This window comes from Streptomyces tibetensis (assembly GCF_040647715.1).
Classification (GTDB): Bacteria; Actinomycetota; Actinomycetes; order Streptomycetales; family Streptomycetaceae; genus Streptomyces; species Streptomyces tibetensis_A.
In genome coordinates, this window is the sequence record NZ_JBEZCR010000014.1 from 37,490 (window position 1) to 53,373 (window position 15,884).

Below are 15,884 nucleotides of genomic sequence, written 5' to 3' on the forward strand. Positions count from 1 at the left end.
GGCGGTGGATACACCGCGCGGGCAGGGATGGGCGAAAACCGTGCGCGCTCACGCCTCCGGGTCGGGCACGGTCCCCAGAGCGGCGAAGACCGATGCGTCGATGACGGTGTAGGCGTCCTCCACCCACTGCTCGTCCATACCTGCGGCCGGCTTGGCACCGATCATCGTCAGGTCGTTCAGGAGCAGGCCCAGCGCCATGTAGATCTTCATCTGCACCGGATCCACGCCGGCCCGCTTGGCCAGCTGCTGCCACTGGTCGCCGTAACACTCCCGGACCGCCTCGCGCACCTCGTCGTTGGCGCACGCCGCGAAGGCCTGGACCTGGATCAGCACATCGGGATTGTTCTCCAGGTTCGACCGGTACTGGTTTCCCATCGCCACCAGCGCGTTCACACCGGACAGTCCTTCGGCCGCGTCGAGCATCCGGGCCGTCGACTGCGCGAAGGAAATGCGCACGCACTCGGTGAACAATTTCGTCTTGCTGCCGAATAGCCGGAAAACGTACGGCTGCGTCACACCCGCCGCCTTGGCGATCACATCGACAGGGGTGCCGAAGAGTCCCGTGCGGGAGAACTCCAGCATGGCGACCTCGAGAATCTGGGCTCGTCGCTGCGCTGCTGACATGCGGATTTTTTGCATAGTTCATTGTGTCACATCCGCGCGTACGGCTCCCCGGCTTGGGTCACACGTCGGCACCGGCTCCGCGCCCGGCTCGCCGGCGGGCGGTGGCGCGGACATGTTGGATGCTAGCGCTAACTAACCTGCTGCGTATGAGCTCAAGTACCTGTTCGGAGCGGCTAGTCAGTTGTATGCACCTACTTACTTAGGGGTTGCGGCGAAGGTCGGGCTGGGCTATGGTCGATGCTGCCGGGGGCAGGCCGTCGCCGCCCGCCGGGGTCACACGGCCGCGGCAGGGCGTTCCCGGGAGGCGTGAGCTGGGGGATCGAAATGGCCGACGAGCGTGAATGCGCCGAAATCCCGAGGAATTCACCCCGGAAATCCGTCTTCCCGTCACGAGACGCGCAAGGCGTCATGTGACTTACGCGGCCGTCAACCCGTTCGTGCGATGCGCAGGGGGAGAAGAACGATGCGACCCACACCAGGCTCGGCAGGAAATGAGCCGACCGACCTCGGGCAGAAGATCTGGGAATTCTGGACGGGACTGTGGAACGGCACCGGGGGGTCCGACCCGGCCGATTTCATCGCCGACGACGTGAGCGTGCACCTGCCGGTCTTCGGGATGCCGCCCTCGGCGTCGTTGACCACCCGGGACGACGTCACGCGCTGGATCGAGGGTTTCCGGAGCTGCTACCGCCCGGGCGCACGGTTCGCCGCCGAACTCGGACCCTGGCTCGTCGGCGAGGAGTACGTCGTGGCCCGCTGGCGCTTCACCGGGACATGGCAGGGCGGCGTCCCCGCCACGGCCACCGCACCGCCCGGCACCGAGGTGTCCCTCTGCGGCGTCGACATCCTGCGGCTCGAGAACCGGCGCATCGCCGAGTACTGGCTCAGCGACGACCAGCTCGACCTGTACGGCCAGCTCGGCGCGACGATCCCGGCGGGGGCCCGAGCCCGATGAACACAACGGCCTTCGCAACCGGAGCACGACAGGAGCAGTCGCATGCCGTCGCCGGCTGAGCCGGGCGCCTTCGTGATCGGCAGCGCCGTCGTGCTCCCACCGGCGACGGAGTCCGCCGAGGACGCCGTGCGATCGGGGCGCATCACCGAGTCCGAACGCGAGCGGCTGGGCGTGACGCGGGTCCATGTCGCCGACGAGCCGGCGCCGTTACTCGCCGCGGCGGCGGCACGCGCCGCCGCCACCAGGGCGGGCGCCGCACCCGACCAGGTCGCGCACCTGCTGCACGCCCACACCTACTACCAGGGGCACGACTTCTGGTCTCCCGCCCACTTCGTCGCACACGAGGCCGGGTTCGAGGCCTGCGTCCCGATGTCCGTCGGGCAGATGTGCAACGGCGGAGCCGCCGCACTCGGCATCGCCGTCGAACGGGTCCGCTCCGCGGCCCCCGGAGAACCGGCCCTGAACGTGGTGACCACGGCGGACACCTTCGGCGGAGACGGTTTCGACCGGTGGGCCGGCGACTACGACACCGTGTACGGGGACGGAGCCACCTGCGTGATCCTTTCCCCGCGGGCCGACCGCGGGACCGGGCCCGCCCTCGGCGTACTCGCCCTGGACTCGCGCGCCCGGCCGCAGTTCGAGGCCATGTACCGCGAGGGCGACGCCTTCGGCACCACGCCCCACGCCCTGCGGGCGGCCGTCGACGTGAAGGCCACCAAACGCGCCTTCTTCCAACGCTCAGGCGGGACCGCCGAGTTCCGTGACGCAGCGGTCAAGACCATCGGCGAACTGGTCGCCGGGGTCATCGAACGAGCCGGTGTCCGCATCGGCGACGTGGCCGCGACCATGCTTCCCCGGCTGAGCCCCAAGGTGCTCGACCTCATGTACTCCGAGGCCATCGATCCCCGGCTCGCGCCGACGCTGCACTGCGAGCGCGACACGACCGGCCATCTCGGCGCGGGCGACTTCCTCGCGAACCTGGACCACCTGCGGCGCACCGGCATCGTCGCCGACGGGCAGTACGCCCTCGTCGTCGGGGGCGGCGGCGGCTTCACCTGGTCGGCCGCGCTCGTGCAAAAGCTCGGTCCCTCTGCCCCGCGCCCCTGATCCCCCATCCTCTCCACCCCGCACCACCCTCTTGAAAGGACCCGTGATGTCTGACCCCGGCGCCCGCGACTGGTCGATCCTGGATGTCGATCCGCTGCAGCAGACCGTCACCGATGCCGACGCGTACGTGCGCACGCTCATGCAGTGGCACTTCGGGCCGGAGACGGGGTCGCCGTTCTGGCTGAAGCGCAAGGCCACCCTGGACTTCGACCCGCTCACCGACGTGAAGTCCGCCGACGATCTCGCCCTGTTCCCCAACGTCGTCGACGAGTTCCGCGACATCCCCGCCGAGGAGATCGTCCCGCGTGGCCTCGGCGAGTCGCCGAAGATCGCGGCCGTCTTCGAGAGCGGCGGCACGACGGGCCGGCCCAAGCGGTTCGTCATGTTCGAGGACTGGTTCACCCGCTACCTGGCCTGGGCGGGCCGCAAGGCCGCGTCGGGTCTCGGCGGTTCGGGCATCAACCTGCTCGCCACGACGCCGTCCGGCCCGCACATGATCGGCGAGGTCACCGTCCGGCAGTCGCACGCCCTGGGGGGCAAGCGGTTCAGCATCGACATCGACCCGCGCTGGGTCAAGAAACTCATCGAGCGCGGCCAGACCGACGAGCTGCGCGCCTACGTCGACCACCTCGTCGACCAGACAGCCGACATCCTCGCGACCCAGGACATCGGGATGATCCAGACCATCCCGATCCTGCTGACGAAGATCGCCGAACGTCCCGAACTCGTCGAGCTCGTCCGCTCCAAGGTCAAGCGCATCGCCTGGGGCGGGGCGCACATGGACCCGGACACCCGCGCCATCCTGCGCGAGGAGGTGTTCCCCGGCATTCCGATCGTCGGCGGCTACGGCAGCACGACGATCCTCAGCGTCGCCGTGGAGCGCAAGGAGGAACAGCCCTCGGGCCTCGCGACCTTCGACCCGTTCTCCCCGTACGTGTTCTTCCGGGTCGTCGACCCCGGGACGGGCCTGCCCGTTCCCTACGGCGAGCGCGGGCAGATCGTCATGAACCACATCACCAAGTTCGCGCTCGTCCCCAACAACCTGGAACGCGACACCGCGATCCGGGTCCCGGCCGAGGACGGCCACATCGGTGACGCGGTGGCCGACGTCGCGCCGGTGCAGACCTTCGAGGGCACGCGCGTCACCGAAGGGGTCTACTGACGATGACCGCCTCCGAAGGCACCCCCGTGTTCGCCCACGTCGACGCGATCACCGACGCTGGCGAGTACCGGGCCCGGGTGAGCAAACCGCTCCGCCTGCCGGACGGCCGCGAGATCGGCTCCGTCAGCGAAGTCCCCCGGCTCTACGTCACCCGCGCGTTCGCCCGGCTGGCCCAGGCCCCGGTGCTGCCCTACGCGAGGCGGCTGGAGATGCTCGCCAAAGCGGCCGACCTGTTCGAGAACGCCGTGCTCGAAGGGCAGTCGGTCGACGACTACCTCGACCTGGTGAGCCTGTGCGCCGGAGTGCCGCGCGCCATCGCGCACGCCTCGGTCGCCGCCATCGCCCGGACGCTGCGCGCCCTGCCGGACACCCTCGCGCAGGAGATCCCGCGGGGCGCCGTCACCGACCTCGACGACCCCCGGCTGCGCGAGGGCGCGGCGTACTGGGCGCGCCGAGGGCGGACGCTGGCGGTCCACGCCTCCGGCAACACCCCGGGCGTGCACAGCCTGTGGCCCAGCGCCCTGGCCCTCGGTTACGCGGTGGCGGTCCGGCCGTCGAGCCGCGAGCCGTTCACCCCGCAGCGTCTCGTGCGCGCGTTCCGGGAGGCGGGCCTCACCTCGCACGTGGCCCTGCTGCCCACCGACCACGACGTCGCCGACGTCCTGGTCGAACAGGCCGACCGGGCGCTGGTCTACGGCGGGCAGTCGGTCGTGGACAAGTACGCCGCGAACCCGGCCGTGCTCACCCAGGGGCCCGGACGGTCGAAGACGGTCGTCACCGACGACGTCGACTGGCACGAGCACCTGGACACGATCGCCGCCTCGGTCGCGGGCCTCGGCGGCGCTGCCTGCACCTGCACCACCGCGGTGCTCGTCGAGGGCGACACGGCGACGGCGCACGCCTTCGCCGCCGCGCTCGCCGGCCGGCTCGCCGAGGCCGAGACCGGCAAGCTCCGCATCGAGCTGCCCGAGGAGACGGCCCGTCAACTCGCCGACCACGTCGATCAGGCCGGGAAGGGCACCACCCCCTACGGCCGGGACGACATCGTCGAGACGGTCCGGCCCGGAACGGCGGTGCTGCACCCGGTCGTGCGGGTCGCCCCCGACGCCGGGGCCCCCGTGCTGGGCGTGGAACTGCCCTTCCCCTGCGTCTGGGTCGCGCCGTTCCGCCGGGCCGACGGGATCGCGCCGCTGGCCGGCTCCCTGGTCGTCGCCGCGATCACCGAGGACATGGAGTTCGCGCGGCGGCTGCTCGACGAGCCGGGCATCGCCAACGTCTACCTCGGCTCCCACACCACGACCTGGATGAAGCCCGGGGTGCCGCACGACGGCTACCTGTCCGAACACCTCATGAGGACCAAGGGCGTCATCCGCTGACCTCGCCGCTGTGGAACCCCCCACCCGAACGCGACCGAAAGAACCTGTCATGAGCGCCGACACGCCCACCACCGCCCCCGCCGCCCCGGTGGACACAACGGCCGACCGCCGCCGGGGGATCGTCTTCGCCGTCCTGGCTTGCGGATTCGTGCTGACCAGCCTCGACATGATGATCGTGAACGTCGCCTTCCCGGCGATCGAGCAAGACTTCCCCGGCCACGGCAACGCCGTCCTCAGCTGGACGCTGAACGCCTACACGATCCTCTACGCCGCCGCCCTGATCCCCGCCGGCCGGCTGGCCGACCACCTCGGCCGCAAGCAGACGTTCCTCGGCGGGCTGGTGCTCTTCACCCTCGCCAGCGGACTGTGCGCGCTCGCGCCCACCCTGCCGGTACTCATCGCGGCACGGGCCCTGCAAGCACTCGGTGCCGCCGCCCTCACCCCGACCTCCATGGGCCTGCTGCTGCAGGTGAACCCGCCCGAACTGCAGCAGCGCGCGATCCGCAGCTGGACCGCGGCCGGCGGCATCGCGGCGGCCATGGCACCGGTCGTCGGCGGCCTGCTCGTCCAGTACGACTGGCGGCTGATCTTCCTCATCAACGTGCCCATCGGCGCCCTGGCCGTCGCTGTCGGGGTGCGTGTGCTGCCTTCCTCGGCACGGCGCTCCTCGGCGCCGAGCCCCGATCTGATCGGCGCCCTGGCCGTCGCGCTCTTCGTCGGTGCCCTCGTCTTCGCGCTCGTCGAGGCACCGGACGCCGGATGGGCCTCGGTGACCACGCTGTCGGCCTTCGCCGGCTCGGCCGTGATGCTCGCCGTCGCCGTCGTCCGGAACCTGCGGCACGCCTCGCCGGTCGTCCCGCGCGAACTGCTCACGCTGCCGGTCTACGTCCGGACGAACATCGCGGCGTTCGTCTACAGCGCCGCCTTCGCGGTGATGCTGCTGTCGGTCGTGCTGTGGACCCAGAACGTGCGCGGCTACTCCGCCATCGAGACCGGTCTGGCCATCGCGCCGGGAACCGTGCTGATGCCGCTCTTCGCCATGTTCACCGGGCGGATGGCCCGGAGCATCGGCCTGGCCGGCACCGCGGCTCTGGGCTGCCTCGTACTCGGCCTCGGCATGGTCTGGTGGACGGTCACCGCCCCGACGGACCTGCCCTACGTGGTGGCGATCATGCCCGGTTCCGTACTCACCTCCATCGGCACGATCGTGGCCATGGCGGCGTTCGCCGGCCGGGTCTCCACCACCATCCCGGAGTCCTTCTACGCCTCGGGCTCCGCCGTGCACACCATGGCCAAGCAGATGGGCATCGCGATCGGCGTCGCCCTGCTCCTCGTCATCCACGACAGCGCCACCCACCGCGGGACGTCACCGGTTCCGGCCCTGCGCGAAGCGTGGATCGTCGCCGCCGTCCTCACCGTCGTCGCGGCCGGGACCGCCCTGGCCGGCTCGCGCCGGACGGCCACCACACCCACCGACTAGGGAGAACGTCAGATGCTCACGCTGGACACGTCCGTCGCGGACAAGATCTGGGAAAACTGGCTGCGCATGTGGAACGAGGACTCCGACATCGCCCACGACATCATCTCCCCGGCCGGATACGTGCTGCACCTGCCCGATGCCACGGCCACCATCGACCCGTCCACGATCTCGGGCCCCGCGGAGATGTCGAAATGGGTCGCCGGATTCACCGGCAAATTCGAGGGGCTCCGGTACACGACGGACTTCGGGCCGTTCGTCGACGAGGACGAGCGCCGTTTCGCCTACCGCTGGATCGGCACCGGCAGATGGACCGGGGCCACGGGCTGGCCGCACGACATCCCGGGCCAGGAGGCGATCTTCGTCGGGGTCGACATCTTCCAGGTCGACGAGTCGCTGCAGATCACCGAGTGCTGGTCGCAGGGCGCCGTCACCAGGACGACCTGAGCCCACCCGCAGCCATCCCAGACCACGAGGAGCATCCCATGGCACCGCATTCAGGCACCGCCGAGCCGATCCTCGGTATCCGGGCAGCGCGCTGCTGGTTCCCGGAGAAGACCCGCAGACCCGCCGACGAGGTGCGGATCGGCAACCTCACCCCCGAACAGGCGGCCCGGCAGGGTGACGTCACCCTGCACATCGCCCGCTCGTGGGAGACCGAGTCCGCGCCCGCGATGGCCGTGGCGGCCGGCCGCGCGGCACTGACGGCGTCGGGCGTGCCCGCCGACGGCGTCTCACTGCTGGCCTACGCGTGGACGAACTACCAGGGCAACCCCTTCTTCACGGCCGGACACTGCGTCGCCGAGGGGCTGGGCCTGCCGCGCTCGTGTGCGCCGGTCGGCATCCAACAGGCCTGCAATGGCGCGGCGATGGCCTTCTCCCTGGCCGCCGGCCAGCTGCGGATGGACGAGCACACCCACGCGCTGATCGTCGCGGCGGACCGCTTCGGCGCCCCAGCCGTCGACCACTGGCGCAGCCACATCATGCTGGCCTACGGCGACGGCGCCTCGGCCGCCGTCGTCGGACGGCCCGAACCCGGCGACGCCTTCCACCTCCTGGCCGTCGAGCACGTGGCCGCACCGGAGTTGTGGCGCACCCGCGACGACTACGACGGCTTCGGCCCTCAGCCGGCGCTGGCACCGCCGTACATCAACGCGATGCCCACCGAGAAGTTCTCCGACGAGGGCGGACGGCCCCGGCTGCGCGCGGTGTCCCACGCGTGCATCACCGAGGCCGTGGACACCGCCCTGGAACGCGCCCGGCTGGCGCCCGGCGACCCGCGGATCGCCCGGGTGCTCGCGCCGCGGCTCAGCGACAAGGTGCGCGAGCTGATGATCGGGCCGATCGAGGAGAAGTACAGCGACCGGATCGTCTGCCACTACGCCGCCTCGGGCCACCTCGGCGCGGGCGACTTCCTCGCCAACATCGCCGAGGCCGAGACGGCGGGGGACCTCGCGCCCGGCGACATCGTCCTCGTCCTCGGGGCCGGCGGCGGCTACTCCTACACGTGCGCCGTGCTCCAGGTGCCGCTGGAGCGTGCGGCATGACGCGCCTGGCGATCACCGGGATGGGGTTCACCCTCGCGGGCGGTGTGCGCACCGCGGACGACTTCTGGGGGCGCGTGCGGGCCGGCAAGTCGGCGCTCACACCCCAGTCGGCCTACCACGACCGCGGTGTGCCGACCGTGATGGCGGGACAGCTCACCCACGACCCGGTGGTCGAGGGACTCGATCCCGCCCACGCGAGCAAGTACTCGCGCGAGATCCTCGCGGCCCTCGCCAGCATCGACGAGGCGCTCGGCGACGCCGGGGTCGGTGACTTCGATCCGCACCGCGCCGGCGTCATCGCGTCGTCGTCACGAGGCCCGCTGCACTGGTGGGAACGCGACTTCGCCGCAGCGTCCGGCATCGGACGGGTCCTCGGCGGTCTGCCGGGTGCCCCCGCGAGCATCGCGGCCATCCGCACCGGAGTCCAGGGTTACGTCTCCACCGTGTCGTCGGCCTGCGTCGGCGGCACCCACGCCCTGCGGTCCGCGGCGGCGGAACTCCGCTCCGACGAAGCCGACGTCATGATCGTCGTCGGGCACGAGTTCCCGCTCACGCCCAACCTGCTGCGGGTGTACACCGACCCCAGGTCACGCGTGCTGAGTCTCGGAACGACCGCCGCGGACTCGATCCGTCCCTATGACGTGAACCGGGACGGCACGGCTCTCGGGGAGGGAGCCGTGGCCCTTGTCCTCGAGCGGGAGGCCGACGCGGTGGCCCGCGGCGCGCACATCTACGCGTTCGTGCTGGCGACGGGCGTCGCCAACGAGGCGGCCCACCCGACCACCATGGAGCTGTCGGGCGAGAAGACCGCGGCACTGGCCGAGCGGGTCATCAAGAGGTCGGACCTGTCGATCGGCGACATCGGGTACGTCTGCGGTCACGGCACGGGTACCCGGACCAACGACATCGCCGAGAGCCGGGCGGTCCGGCGCGTCTTCGGCGAGGACACCGATGTGCCGCTGACATCGGTGAAACCCATCTTCGGGCACCTGTTCGGGGCTTCCGCGCTGGTCAACGTCGCCGCGACGGCCTCCATGCTCGACGCGCAGACGATCGCGCCGACGGCCAACAGCGCCGAGGCCGACGCCGAGTGCGGACTCGACTCGGTCTTCGGCGGCGCCCGCGACGCCGACCTTCCGGCGGCGCTGTCCTTCGCGTTCGCGCTGGGCAGCCAGTCCTCGGTGGTGGCCCTGGAGGCGGCGCGATGACCGCGCCGCCCGCCGGGACCGCCCACCTGGCGACCATCGGCCACGCCTAGGTGGCGAAGGCTCGTGAAGCAGAATTCCTGGTAAGGACGCAGCAATGATCGAACTGAAGAAGCTCGACCTCTGGAACGACATGTGGAACGGGGCGCTCGCCAACGCGGACGAGATCTGCTCCCCGGACTTCACGATCTACTTCGGCCGTGACGCCTCGACGCATGACGGGGACGACATCACCGGACCCGCACAGCTGAAGCCCTTCGTGCGCGCATTCCGGGAGTCGCTGGACGACGACCTGGAATTCACCCTGGTCCGCACCTTCGTGCAGCCCGGCGCGGACTTCGCGGTGTCGTTGTGGAACCTGCGGGTCGGCCCGGACCGGACGGTCGGCGGAATCGACGTCTTCGAGTTCGACGACGCCGGCCGCATCCGCAAGGTGCACTCCGTGACGGGGCAACGCGCCATCACCGAGACGCCGTCGCCCTAGGTGCGCTGTCCCGGGGCCGCGGGGTCAGTCGCCGGTCGTCCTGTCGAGCAGCGCGCCGTACGCGAGCTGCAGTGCGTCCGCCCCGGCCAGGGCGGTGAGCGTGCCCATGGCCGTACGGGTCGCGCGCGGCCAGAGCAACCGGCCGGCGGTCAGCGCCGAGGCGACCCAGACGCTCATGCAGAACGGGCAGGTCGCGAGCTCCCCGACGGTGTGCCTGCCCTGCTCGGGCTGAGCCTCCTCCTGCAGCTCGGCCGGTCCCTGCGGTCCGACGTAGCGGGTGAACGGGGCCCGCAGCGGGCTGGTCACCGACGCCTTGGTGAGGAGCCGGCTGAGCCGGAAGGTGGCCACCGAGGTCAGGACCACGTCCCAGGGCTCGGGCCGCTCCGGCACCGGGCGCCCGCGGCGCCGTACCACCGTGGCCCACGCCGCCGTGAACACCGTGAATCCGGCCATGGCCGCGGTGTAGCCGCCCAGCGGCCGGTCGTGACCTGCCGCGTAGTCCCGGCGCGTGCGCCGCAGCGCTCCGTGCAGCCGGCGCGCGAGTTGGCTGTCAGTCCCTGTCGCCGTGCCCATGGGCGGCCCCCGATCGCATCGCGTTCCTCCGCCCGGCCGGCTCCCCGCCGTTCCGGTGACGCAGCCGCACCTCGACATGGCCTTCGGCGACCCGTGTCTCGAACGAGGGCTGGGGGGCGGTGGCCGGCCCGCGCACGTTCCAGCCGTCGGAGAGCCGGAAGACGCTGCCGTGCCACGGGCACCGCACACATCCGTCGGCGACGGTGCCCTCGGACAGCGGCCCCGCGAGGTGGCTGCACCGGTCGGCGAGCGCGTGGATCGCCCCGCCGGTCTCGCGCACCACCAGCACCGGCACGTCGTCCACGCTGCGCCGCACCGCCTCACCGGCCGGGAACTCGGACACGGCCCCGATCCGGTGCCAGCCCTCGGAGACGACGTTCGGGACCTCCTCGGCGTGGTTCGCGCCGGAGGCCTGCCGGTAGGCCAGGTGGCCGCCCAGCATGCCGCCGATCCCGACCGCGGTCAGCCCCAGGAATCCGTACGCCCGGCCCGCTCCTTCGCGCCCCTTGACCCGGCAGGCGAGCGAGGCGGCGTACAGGCCGACGGCCGCCGTGTTGGACAGGGCGTGCGCGAGTCCGACGCGCTGCTGCGGGCGGTGCAGCTCCGCCCAGTCCACCCAGCCTGACAGGGCCGCGGGGGCGGCGGCGCCCAGTCCGACCCCGACCAGCAGCCGTGACTCGCGCGAGCGGCCGGGGCGCAGGTCCAGGACCGCCGCCGACAGCCAGCTCCCGATCGGCACCTGCACCAGCAGCGGATGCAGCGGGTGTCCCAGCCACCTGCCGTGCAGCAGGTCCCGGCCGCGTCCCAGGGGCAGTGCCCGCACGCCCTTGCGGAGCGTCTCTATCACCGCATCGGCCCTGGCCTCCCGCTCCAGGCGGTCCAGCAGCCACAGGACCCGGTTCTGACGCATCAGCCGGCGAGATGAGATTGCGCTCATGCTCCGCCGGGTCCCCACCCCCAGCGGCGGCAAACGGCCCGCGCCCCGGCAACGTCCCTGGTCGGCCGGCCCGGTGACCGCGCGCCGCCGGCCGTCCGCCCGGGCACCGCCCGTACCCGGCGCGTCGCGTTTCCCAGGCAGGGCCGGCGGGCACCCGCCGCGCCATGAATCCGGGTCGCAGTCCACTGATCGCCGACAGCTCTCTCGCTCTCCTCGCCAAGGGGTACGCATGGCTGCCCGACCGGAGGCGCCGCACCTCCGCCCCGCTCGTGCGCGCCCGGCTCATGGGACAGCCGGTCGTCGCCCTGCACGGCCCCGAGGCGGTGCGGTTCTTCTACGACGAGCGGCACGTGGAGCGCAGCTCGGCGCTGCCCGGGCCGGTGCTGAGCACGCTGTTCGGGCACGGAGCCGTGCACACCCTGGACGGGCGGGACCACCGTGTGCGCAAGGAGATGTTCCTGTCCCTGCTCACCGGTGCGGAGGCGGTCGCCGGCCTGGTGGACCGTGTCGCCGCGGAGTGGGACGAGGCGGTGGAGTCGTGGTCCGGCCGCCGGGTCGTGCTGTTCGACGAGACGAGCCGCGTGCTCGCCCGGGGCGTGTGCCAGTGGGCCGGGATCGTCGTCGAGGACGCAGGGCCACTGGCCCGGGACCTGGTCGCCATGGTCGACGGTTTCGCCACGCCGGGCCCACGCCACTGGCGGGCTCGCCGCGCACGGGCCCGCTGCGAGGCCTGGCTGGGACGTCTGGTCGAGGACGTGCGGGCGGGGAGCGCCACCGCGCCGGCCGGCTCGGCCCTGGAGGGGATCGCCCGGCACCGGGACGCCGAGGGCCGGCTCCTCGCCCCGCACACGGCCGCGGTCGAACTGCTCAACGTCATCCGCCCGACCGTCGCGGTGTGCTGGTTCGTCACCTACGCCGGGCACGCACTGCGCCTCAGGCCCGAGCTGCGGGACCGCCTGACCGGCGACGACCCCGCCCACGCCGTGGCGTTCGCCCATGAGCTGCGGCGCTTCTACCCCTTCGCGCCCTTCCTCGGCGGCCGGGCCGTCACCGACCTGGAGTGGCGCGGCGAGCCCATCCGGTCCGGCACGCTGATCCTGCTCGACCTCTACGGGCAGAACCACGACCCCGCCCTCTGGGACGATCCGTACACCTTCGAGCCCCGCCGGTTCCTCGAGCGGCCTCCGACGGGCGACGACCTGATCCCCCAGGGCGGCGGCGACCGGACCACCGGCCACCGCTGCCCTGGTGAGGACGTCACGATCGCGCTGCTGCGCGCCCTCGTGCCGCGGCTGGCCCGTCTGGAGTACGAGGTGCCCGACCAGGACCTGCGGATCCCGCTGAACCGTGTGCCGGCCCGGGTCCGCAGCGGCTTCGTCATGGACGCCGTCAAGGCGCCCGCACCCGCTCCCGCGGCCACGCCCGCGGCGCCCTGAGGCCGGCCGCGATCCGTGGGCGCCCCTGCCCCGGCCGCGATCCGCCGGCGGACGGGGACGCCGGGTGCCCGTCACGCCTGGCTACCATGGTCCCTTCGGATTCTGCCCCCGGGGAGCCCAGGACCATGCTGCGAGAGGTCACCGCGACCCGCTACGTCGAACCCCTGTGGTCCGGCGGCTCCGTACCCGGCGTCGTCGAGGCGGACGACCTCGGCACGTACGTCGTCAAGTTCACCGGCTCCGCCCAGGGCCGCAAGGCGCTCGTCGCCGAGGTCATCGTGGGAGAACTGGCCCGCGCCCTCGGCCTGCGCTTCCCCGAGCTGGTCCTGGTGCGCTTCGACCCGGTGATCGCCGACCACGAGCCGCACCAGGAGGTGCGGGGTCTGCACGCGGCCAGCGCGGGCGTCAACCTCGGCATGGACCACCTGCCGGGCGCCCGGGACTTCACCCCGGAGATCGCCCGGGTCTTCCCCGTCGATCCGCTGGAGGCGGGGCGGATCGTCTGGCTCGACGCGCTGACCGTGAACGTCGACCGCACGGTCCACAGTTCCAACCTGATGGTCTGGCCCACGCTCGGCGTCGCACCCCCGCGCCTGTGGCTGATCGACCACGGCGCCGCCCTGGTCTTCCACCACCGCTGGGACGCCACCGACCCGGCCAAGGCCTACGACTTCCGGCACCACGCCCTCGGCCACCACGGCCCCGACGTCCGGGCGGCCGACGCCGAACTGGCGCCCCGGGTCACCCGGGAACTGTTGCGGCGGATCCTCGCCGAGGTCCCGGACGCCTGGCTCGCGGACGAGCCGGGCTTCGCCGACGCGGACGAGGTGCGCGAGGCCTACGTCACGTACCTCCACGCGCGCGTGCGGGCCTCCGCGGCCTGGCTGCCCACCGACTTCCCCAGCAGGGACGAACTCGCCGCCGAGGAGGCCCTGCGCGCGGCGAAGAACCAGCAAGGACGCCCCGCGTGGCTCAGGCAGGTGCCCGACCTGCACGGCAAGCCCGCGGCCGAGCAGGATTGGTCGGTGCACCTCGGATGACGGACGTTCAGCGTGTCGGGATCGACGTGGCGGGGGACTCCCCGGGCGCCTCGCGGCGGGTCGAGATCGAGTACTGCACCCAGTGCCGCTGGCTGCCCCGCGCGGCCTGGCTGGCGCAGGAGCTGCTCACGACCTTCGAGGCCGAACTGACGGAACTGGCCCTGAAGCCCGGCACCGGCGGGGTGTTCGTGGTCCGCGTGGGCGACGAGGTCGTCTGGGACCGGCGCGAGCAGGGATTCCCGGAGCCCACGGCCGTGAAGCGGGCCGTACGCGACCGAGTGGCCCCGGGAAAGACCCTGGGCCACTCGGAGCGGTAGCGGACGTTCAGCCCTTGAGCTGCTCGTACGCCGGGAGCGTCAGGAAGTCGGCGTAGTCCTCGTCGAGGGAGACCTTCAGCAGCAGGTCGTGGGCCTGCTGCCAGTTGCCGGCCGCGAAGGCCTCGTCGCCGATCTCGGCCCGGATGTTCGCCAGTTCCTCGGCGGCGACCTTGCGGGCCAGGTCGGCGGTGACCTGCTCGCCGTTGTCGAGGACGACCTCCGCGTTGATCCACTGCCAGATCTGGGAGCGGGAGATCTCCGCGGTGGCCGCGTCCTCCATCAGGTTGAAGATGGCGACCGCGCCGAGGCCGCGCAGCCAGGCCTCGATGTAACGGATGCCGACCTGCACGGCGTTGACCAGGCCCGCGTACGTCGGCTTGGCGTCGAGGGAGTCGACGGCGATCAGGTCGGCCGCCTTGACGTCGACGTCCTCACGCAGCCGGTCCTTCTGGTGGGGCTTGTCGCCGAGGACCTTGTCGAACGACTCCATGGCGATCGGCACCAGGTCGGGGTGGGCGACCCAGGAGCCGTCGAAGCCGTCGTTCGCCTCGCGGTCCTTGTCGGCGCGGACCTTCTCGAAGGCGACCTTGTTGACCTCGGCGTCCCGGCGGGACGGGATGAAGGCCGCCATGCCGCCGATGGCGTGGGCGCCGCGCTTGTGGCAGGTGCGGACGAGCAGTTCGGTGTACGCGCGCATGAACGGGGCCGTCATCGTCACGGCGTTGCGGTCCGGCAGGACGAACTTGGCACCACCGTCACGGAAGTTCTTGACGATGGAGAACAGGTAGTCCCAGCGGCCGGCGTTCAGCCCGGAGGCATGGTCGCGCAGCTCGTAGAGGATCTCCTCCATCTCGTACGCGGCGGTGATCGTCTCGATGAGGACGGTCGCGCGGACCGTGCCCTGCGGGATGCCGCAGTACTCCTGGGCGAAGACGAAGACCTCGTTCCACAAGCGGGCCTCCAGGTGGGACTCCGTCTTGGGGAGGTAGAAGTACGGGCCCTTGCCGAGGTCCAGCAGGCGCTGGGCGTTGTGGAAGAAGTACAGGCCGAAGTCGACCAGGGCGCCGGGCACGGGCGTGCCGTCGGCGTCGACGAGATGACGCTCGTTCAAGTGCCAGCCGCGCGGGCGCATCACGACCGTGGCGAGCTCCTCGTTCGCCTTCAGCGCGTACGACTTGCCGGACCCCGGGTCGGTGAAGTCGATGTTCCGGGTGTAGGCGTCGCTCAGGTTCAGCTGGCCGCCGATCACGTTCTCCCAGGTGGGTGCGGAGGCGTCCTCGAAGTCGGCGAGCCACACCCGGGCGCCCGAGTTGAGGGCGTTGATGGTCATCTTGCGGTCGGTGGGACCGGTGATCTCGACCCGGCGGTCGTTCAACGCGTCCGGGGCCGGGGCGACCTTCCAGGAGTCGTCGGCGCGGATCGCGGCGGTCTCCGGAAGGAAGTCGAGGGTGGAGGTGCGGGCGATCTCGGCGCGGCGCTCGGCGCGACGGGCGAGGAGTTCGTCACGCCGGGGCGTGAACCGCCGGTGCAGCTCGGCCACGAAGGCGAGCGCCGCTTCGGTGAGGACCTCCTCCTGCCGGGGCAGGGGCTCGGCGTCGACGATGGCCAGCGGGGACGGCGCTGGAGCGGACATGAACGGTCACT

16 protein-coding genes are annotated in these 15,884 nt (G+C 71.8%); 12 read left to right on the forward strand and 4 right to left on the reverse strand.

Annotation, left to right across the window (positions count from 1 at the left end):
* Positions 1 to 48: 48 nt before the first annotated feature.
* Positions 49 to 624 carry a TetR/AcrR family transcriptional regulator gene (locus tag AB0B29_RS31355; protein ID WP_362245031.1) on the reverse strand — a complete coding sequence of 192 codons (576 nt, stop codon included), beginning with the start codon at positions 622 to 624 and terminating at the stop codon, positions 49 to 51.
* Positions 625 to 1,087: 463 nt separating this feature from the next.
* Here AB0B29_RS31355 and AB0B29_RS31360 point away from each other — a divergent pair, with 463 nt between their 5' ends.
* The 9 genes from AB0B29_RS31360 (at position 1,088) to AB0B29_RS31400 (ending at position 9,937) form a co-directional block, all read left to right on the forward strand.
* The gene (locus AB0B29_RS31360; RefSeq protein WP_362245033.1) at positions 1,088 to 1,579 is read left to right on the forward strand and encodes an ester cyclase; all 492 of its coding nucleotides are present in this window, start codon (positions 1,088 to 1,090) and stop codon (positions 1,577 to 1,579) included.
* Between the two features lie 42 nt (positions 1,580 to 1,621).
* Complete coding sequence (locus AB0B29_RS31365; protein WP_362245035.1) at positions 1,622 to 2,686, forward strand: 3-oxoacyl-[acyl-carrier-protein] synthase III C-terminal domain-containing protein; 1,065 nt, start codon at positions 1,622 to 1,624, stop codon at positions 2,684 to 2,686.
* Between the two features lie 46 nt (positions 2,687 to 2,732).
* Complete coding sequence (locus AB0B29_RS31370) at positions 2,733 to 3,848, forward strand: AMP-binding protein (protein ID WP_362245037.1); 1,116 nt, start codon at positions 2,733 to 2,735, stop codon at positions 3,846 to 3,848.
* A gap of 2 nt (positions 3,849 to 3,850) precedes the next feature.
* The gene (locus AB0B29_RS31375) at positions 3,851 to 5,224 is read left to right on the forward strand and encodes an aldehyde dehydrogenase family protein (RefSeq protein WP_362245039.1); all 1,374 of its coding nucleotides are present in this window, start codon (positions 3,851 to 3,853) and stop codon (positions 5,222 to 5,224) included.
* A 49-nt stretch (positions 5,225 to 5,273) separates the two neighbouring features.
* A complete protein-coding gene (locus AB0B29_RS31380) occupies positions 5,274 to 6,704 on the forward strand; it encodes an MFS transporter (RefSeq protein ID WP_362245041.1) in 1,431 nt (476 codons plus the stop codon).
* Positions 6,705 to 6,716: 12 nt separating this feature from the next.
* Complete coding sequence (locus tag AB0B29_RS31385) at positions 6,717 to 7,148, forward strand: hypothetical protein (RefSeq protein ID WP_362245043.1); 432 nt, start codon at positions 6,717 to 6,719, stop codon at positions 7,146 to 7,148.
* 38 nt (positions 7,149 to 7,186) lie between these two features.
* Complete coding sequence (locus AB0B29_RS31390; RefSeq protein ID WP_362245045.1) at positions 7,187 to 8,248, forward strand: ketoacyl-ACP synthase III family protein; 1,062 nt, start codon at positions 7,187 to 7,189, stop codon at positions 8,246 to 8,248.
* Positions 8,245 to 9,456, forward strand: a complete 1,212-nt coding sequence (locus AB0B29_RS31395; RefSeq protein ID WP_362245047.1) for a beta-ketoacyl-[acyl-carrier-protein] synthase family protein — start codon at positions 8,245 to 8,247, stop codon at positions 9,454 to 9,456. Before AB0B29_RS31390 ends, AB0B29_RS31395 begins: the two co-directional genes overlap by 4 nt.
* Before the next feature lie 94 nt (positions 9,457 to 9,550).
* A complete protein-coding gene (locus tag AB0B29_RS31400; RefSeq protein ID WP_362245049.1) occupies positions 9,551 to 9,937 on the forward strand; it encodes a nuclear transport factor 2 family protein in 387 nt (128 codons plus the stop codon).
* Positions 9,938 to 9,961: 24 nt separating this feature from the next.
* On the opposite strand, the gene AB0B29_RS31405 is transcribed toward AB0B29_RS31400, so the two are convergent.
* Positions 9,962 to 10,510, reverse strand: coding sequence for a DUF1360 domain-containing protein (locus AB0B29_RS31405; RefSeq protein WP_362245051.1), 549 nt, complete (start codon positions 10,508 to 10,510; stop codon positions 9,962 to 9,964).
* Positions 10,488 to 11,420 (reverse strand): Rieske 2Fe-2S domain-containing protein, encoded by a 933-nt coding sequence (locus AB0B29_RS31410; RefSeq protein WP_362245323.1) that lies wholly within the window; start codon positions 11,418 to 11,420, stop codon positions 10,488 to 10,490. Before AB0B29_RS31410 ends, AB0B29_RS31405 begins: the two co-directional genes overlap by 23 nt.
* Before the next feature lie 191 nt (positions 11,421 to 11,611).
* Here AB0B29_RS31410 and AB0B29_RS31415 point away from each other — a divergent pair, with 191 nt between their 5' ends.
* From AB0B29_RS31415 to AB0B29_RS31425, 3 genes are all read left to right on the forward strand, one after another.
* Positions 11,612 to 12,883 carry a cytochrome P450 gene (locus tag AB0B29_RS31415; RefSeq protein WP_362245053.1) on the forward strand — a complete coding sequence of 424 codons (1,272 nt, stop codon included), beginning with the start codon at positions 11,612 to 11,614 and terminating at the stop codon, positions 12,881 to 12,883.
* Between the two features lie 125 nt (positions 12,884 to 13,008).
* Positions 13,009 to 13,923, forward strand: coding sequence for a HipA family kinase (locus tag AB0B29_RS31420; protein WP_362245055.1), 915 nt, complete (start codon positions 13,009 to 13,011; stop codon positions 13,921 to 13,923).
* Positions 13,920 to 14,240, forward strand: coding sequence for a SelT/SelW/SelH family protein (locus tag AB0B29_RS31425; protein WP_362245057.1), 321 nt, complete (start codon positions 13,920 to 13,922; stop codon positions 14,238 to 14,240). The genes AB0B29_RS31420 and AB0B29_RS31425 overlap by 4 nt, the downstream gene beginning before the upstream one ends.
* Before the next feature lie 7 nt (positions 14,241 to 14,247).
* On the opposite strand, the gene aceB is transcribed toward AB0B29_RS31425, so the two are convergent.
* The gene (gene aceB, locus AB0B29_RS31430) at positions 14,248 to 15,873 is read right to left on the reverse strand and encodes a malate synthase A (RefSeq protein ID WP_362245059.1); all 1,626 of its coding nucleotides are present in this window, start codon (positions 15,871 to 15,873) and stop codon (positions 14,248 to 14,250) included.
* Positions 15,874 to 15,884 lie beyond the last annotated feature (11 nt).

What these genes read in the sequence shown, in the direction of transcription:
- AB0B29_RS31365 (WP_362245035.1), top strand. Translation starts at nt 1,622, where the DNA reads ATGCCGTCGCCGGCTGAGCCGGGCGCCTTCGTGATCGGCAGCGCCGTC.
- AB0B29_RS31420 (WP_362245055.1), top strand. Translation starts at nt 13,009, where the DNA reads ATGCTGCGAGAGGTCACCGCGACCCGCTACGTCGAACCCCTGTGGTCC.
- AB0B29_RS31375 (WP_362245039.1), top strand. Translation starts at nt 3,851, where the DNA reads ATGACCGCCTCCGAAGGCACCCCCGTGTTCGCCCACGTCGACGCGATC.
- AB0B29_RS31405 (WP_362245051.1), bottom strand. Translation starts at nt 10,510, where the DNA reads ATGGGCACGGCGACAGGGACTGACAGCCAACTCGCGCGCCGGCTGCAC.
- AB0B29_RS31390 (WP_362245045.1), top strand. Translation starts at nt 7,187, where the DNA reads ATGGCACCGCATTCAGGCACCGCCGAGCCGATCCTCGGTATCCGGGCA.
- AB0B29_RS31385 (WP_362245043.1), top strand. Translation starts at nt 6,717, where the DNA reads ATGCTCACGCTGGACACGTCCGTCGCGGACAAGATCTGGGAAAACTGG.
- AB0B29_RS31360 (WP_362245033.1), top strand. Translation starts at nt 1,088, where the DNA reads ATGCGACCCACACCAGGCTCGGCAGGAAATGAGCCGACCGACCTCGGG.
- aceB (WP_362245059.1), bottom strand. Translation starts at nt 15,873, where the DNA reads ATGTCCGCTCCAGCGCCGTCCCCGCTGGCCATCGTCGACGCCGAGCCC.
- AB0B29_RS31380 (WP_362245041.1), top strand. Translation starts at nt 5,274, where the DNA reads ATGAGCGCCGACACGCCCACCACCGCCCCCGCCGCCCCGGTGGACACA.
- AB0B29_RS31425 (WP_362245057.1), top strand. Translation starts at nt 13,920, where the DNA reads ATGACGGACGTTCAGCGTGTCGGGATCGACGTGGCGGGGGACTCCCCG.
- AB0B29_RS31395 (WP_362245047.1), top strand. Translation starts at nt 8,245, where the DNA reads ATGACGCGCCTGGCGATCACCGGGATGGGGTTCACCCTCGCGGGCGGT.
- AB0B29_RS31370 (WP_362245037.1), top strand. Translation starts at nt 2,733, where the DNA reads ATGTCTGACCCCGGCGCCCGCGACTGGTCGATCCTGGATGTCGATCCG.
- AB0B29_RS31415 (WP_362245053.1), top strand. Translation starts at nt 11,612, where the DNA reads ATGAATCCGGGTCGCAGTCCACTGATCGCCGACAGCTCTCTCGCTCTC.
- AB0B29_RS31400 (WP_362245049.1), top strand. Translation starts at nt 9,551, where the DNA reads ATGATCGAACTGAAGAAGCTCGACCTCTGGAACGACATGTGGAACGGG.
- AB0B29_RS31410 (WP_362245323.1), bottom strand. Translation starts at nt 11,420, where the DNA reads ATGCGTCAGAACCGGGTCCTGTGGCTGCTGGACCGCCTGGAGCGGGAG.
- AB0B29_RS31355 (WP_362245031.1), bottom strand. Translation starts at nt 624, where the DNA reads ATGTCAGCAGCGCAGCGACGAGCCCAGATTCTCGAGGTCGCCATGCTG.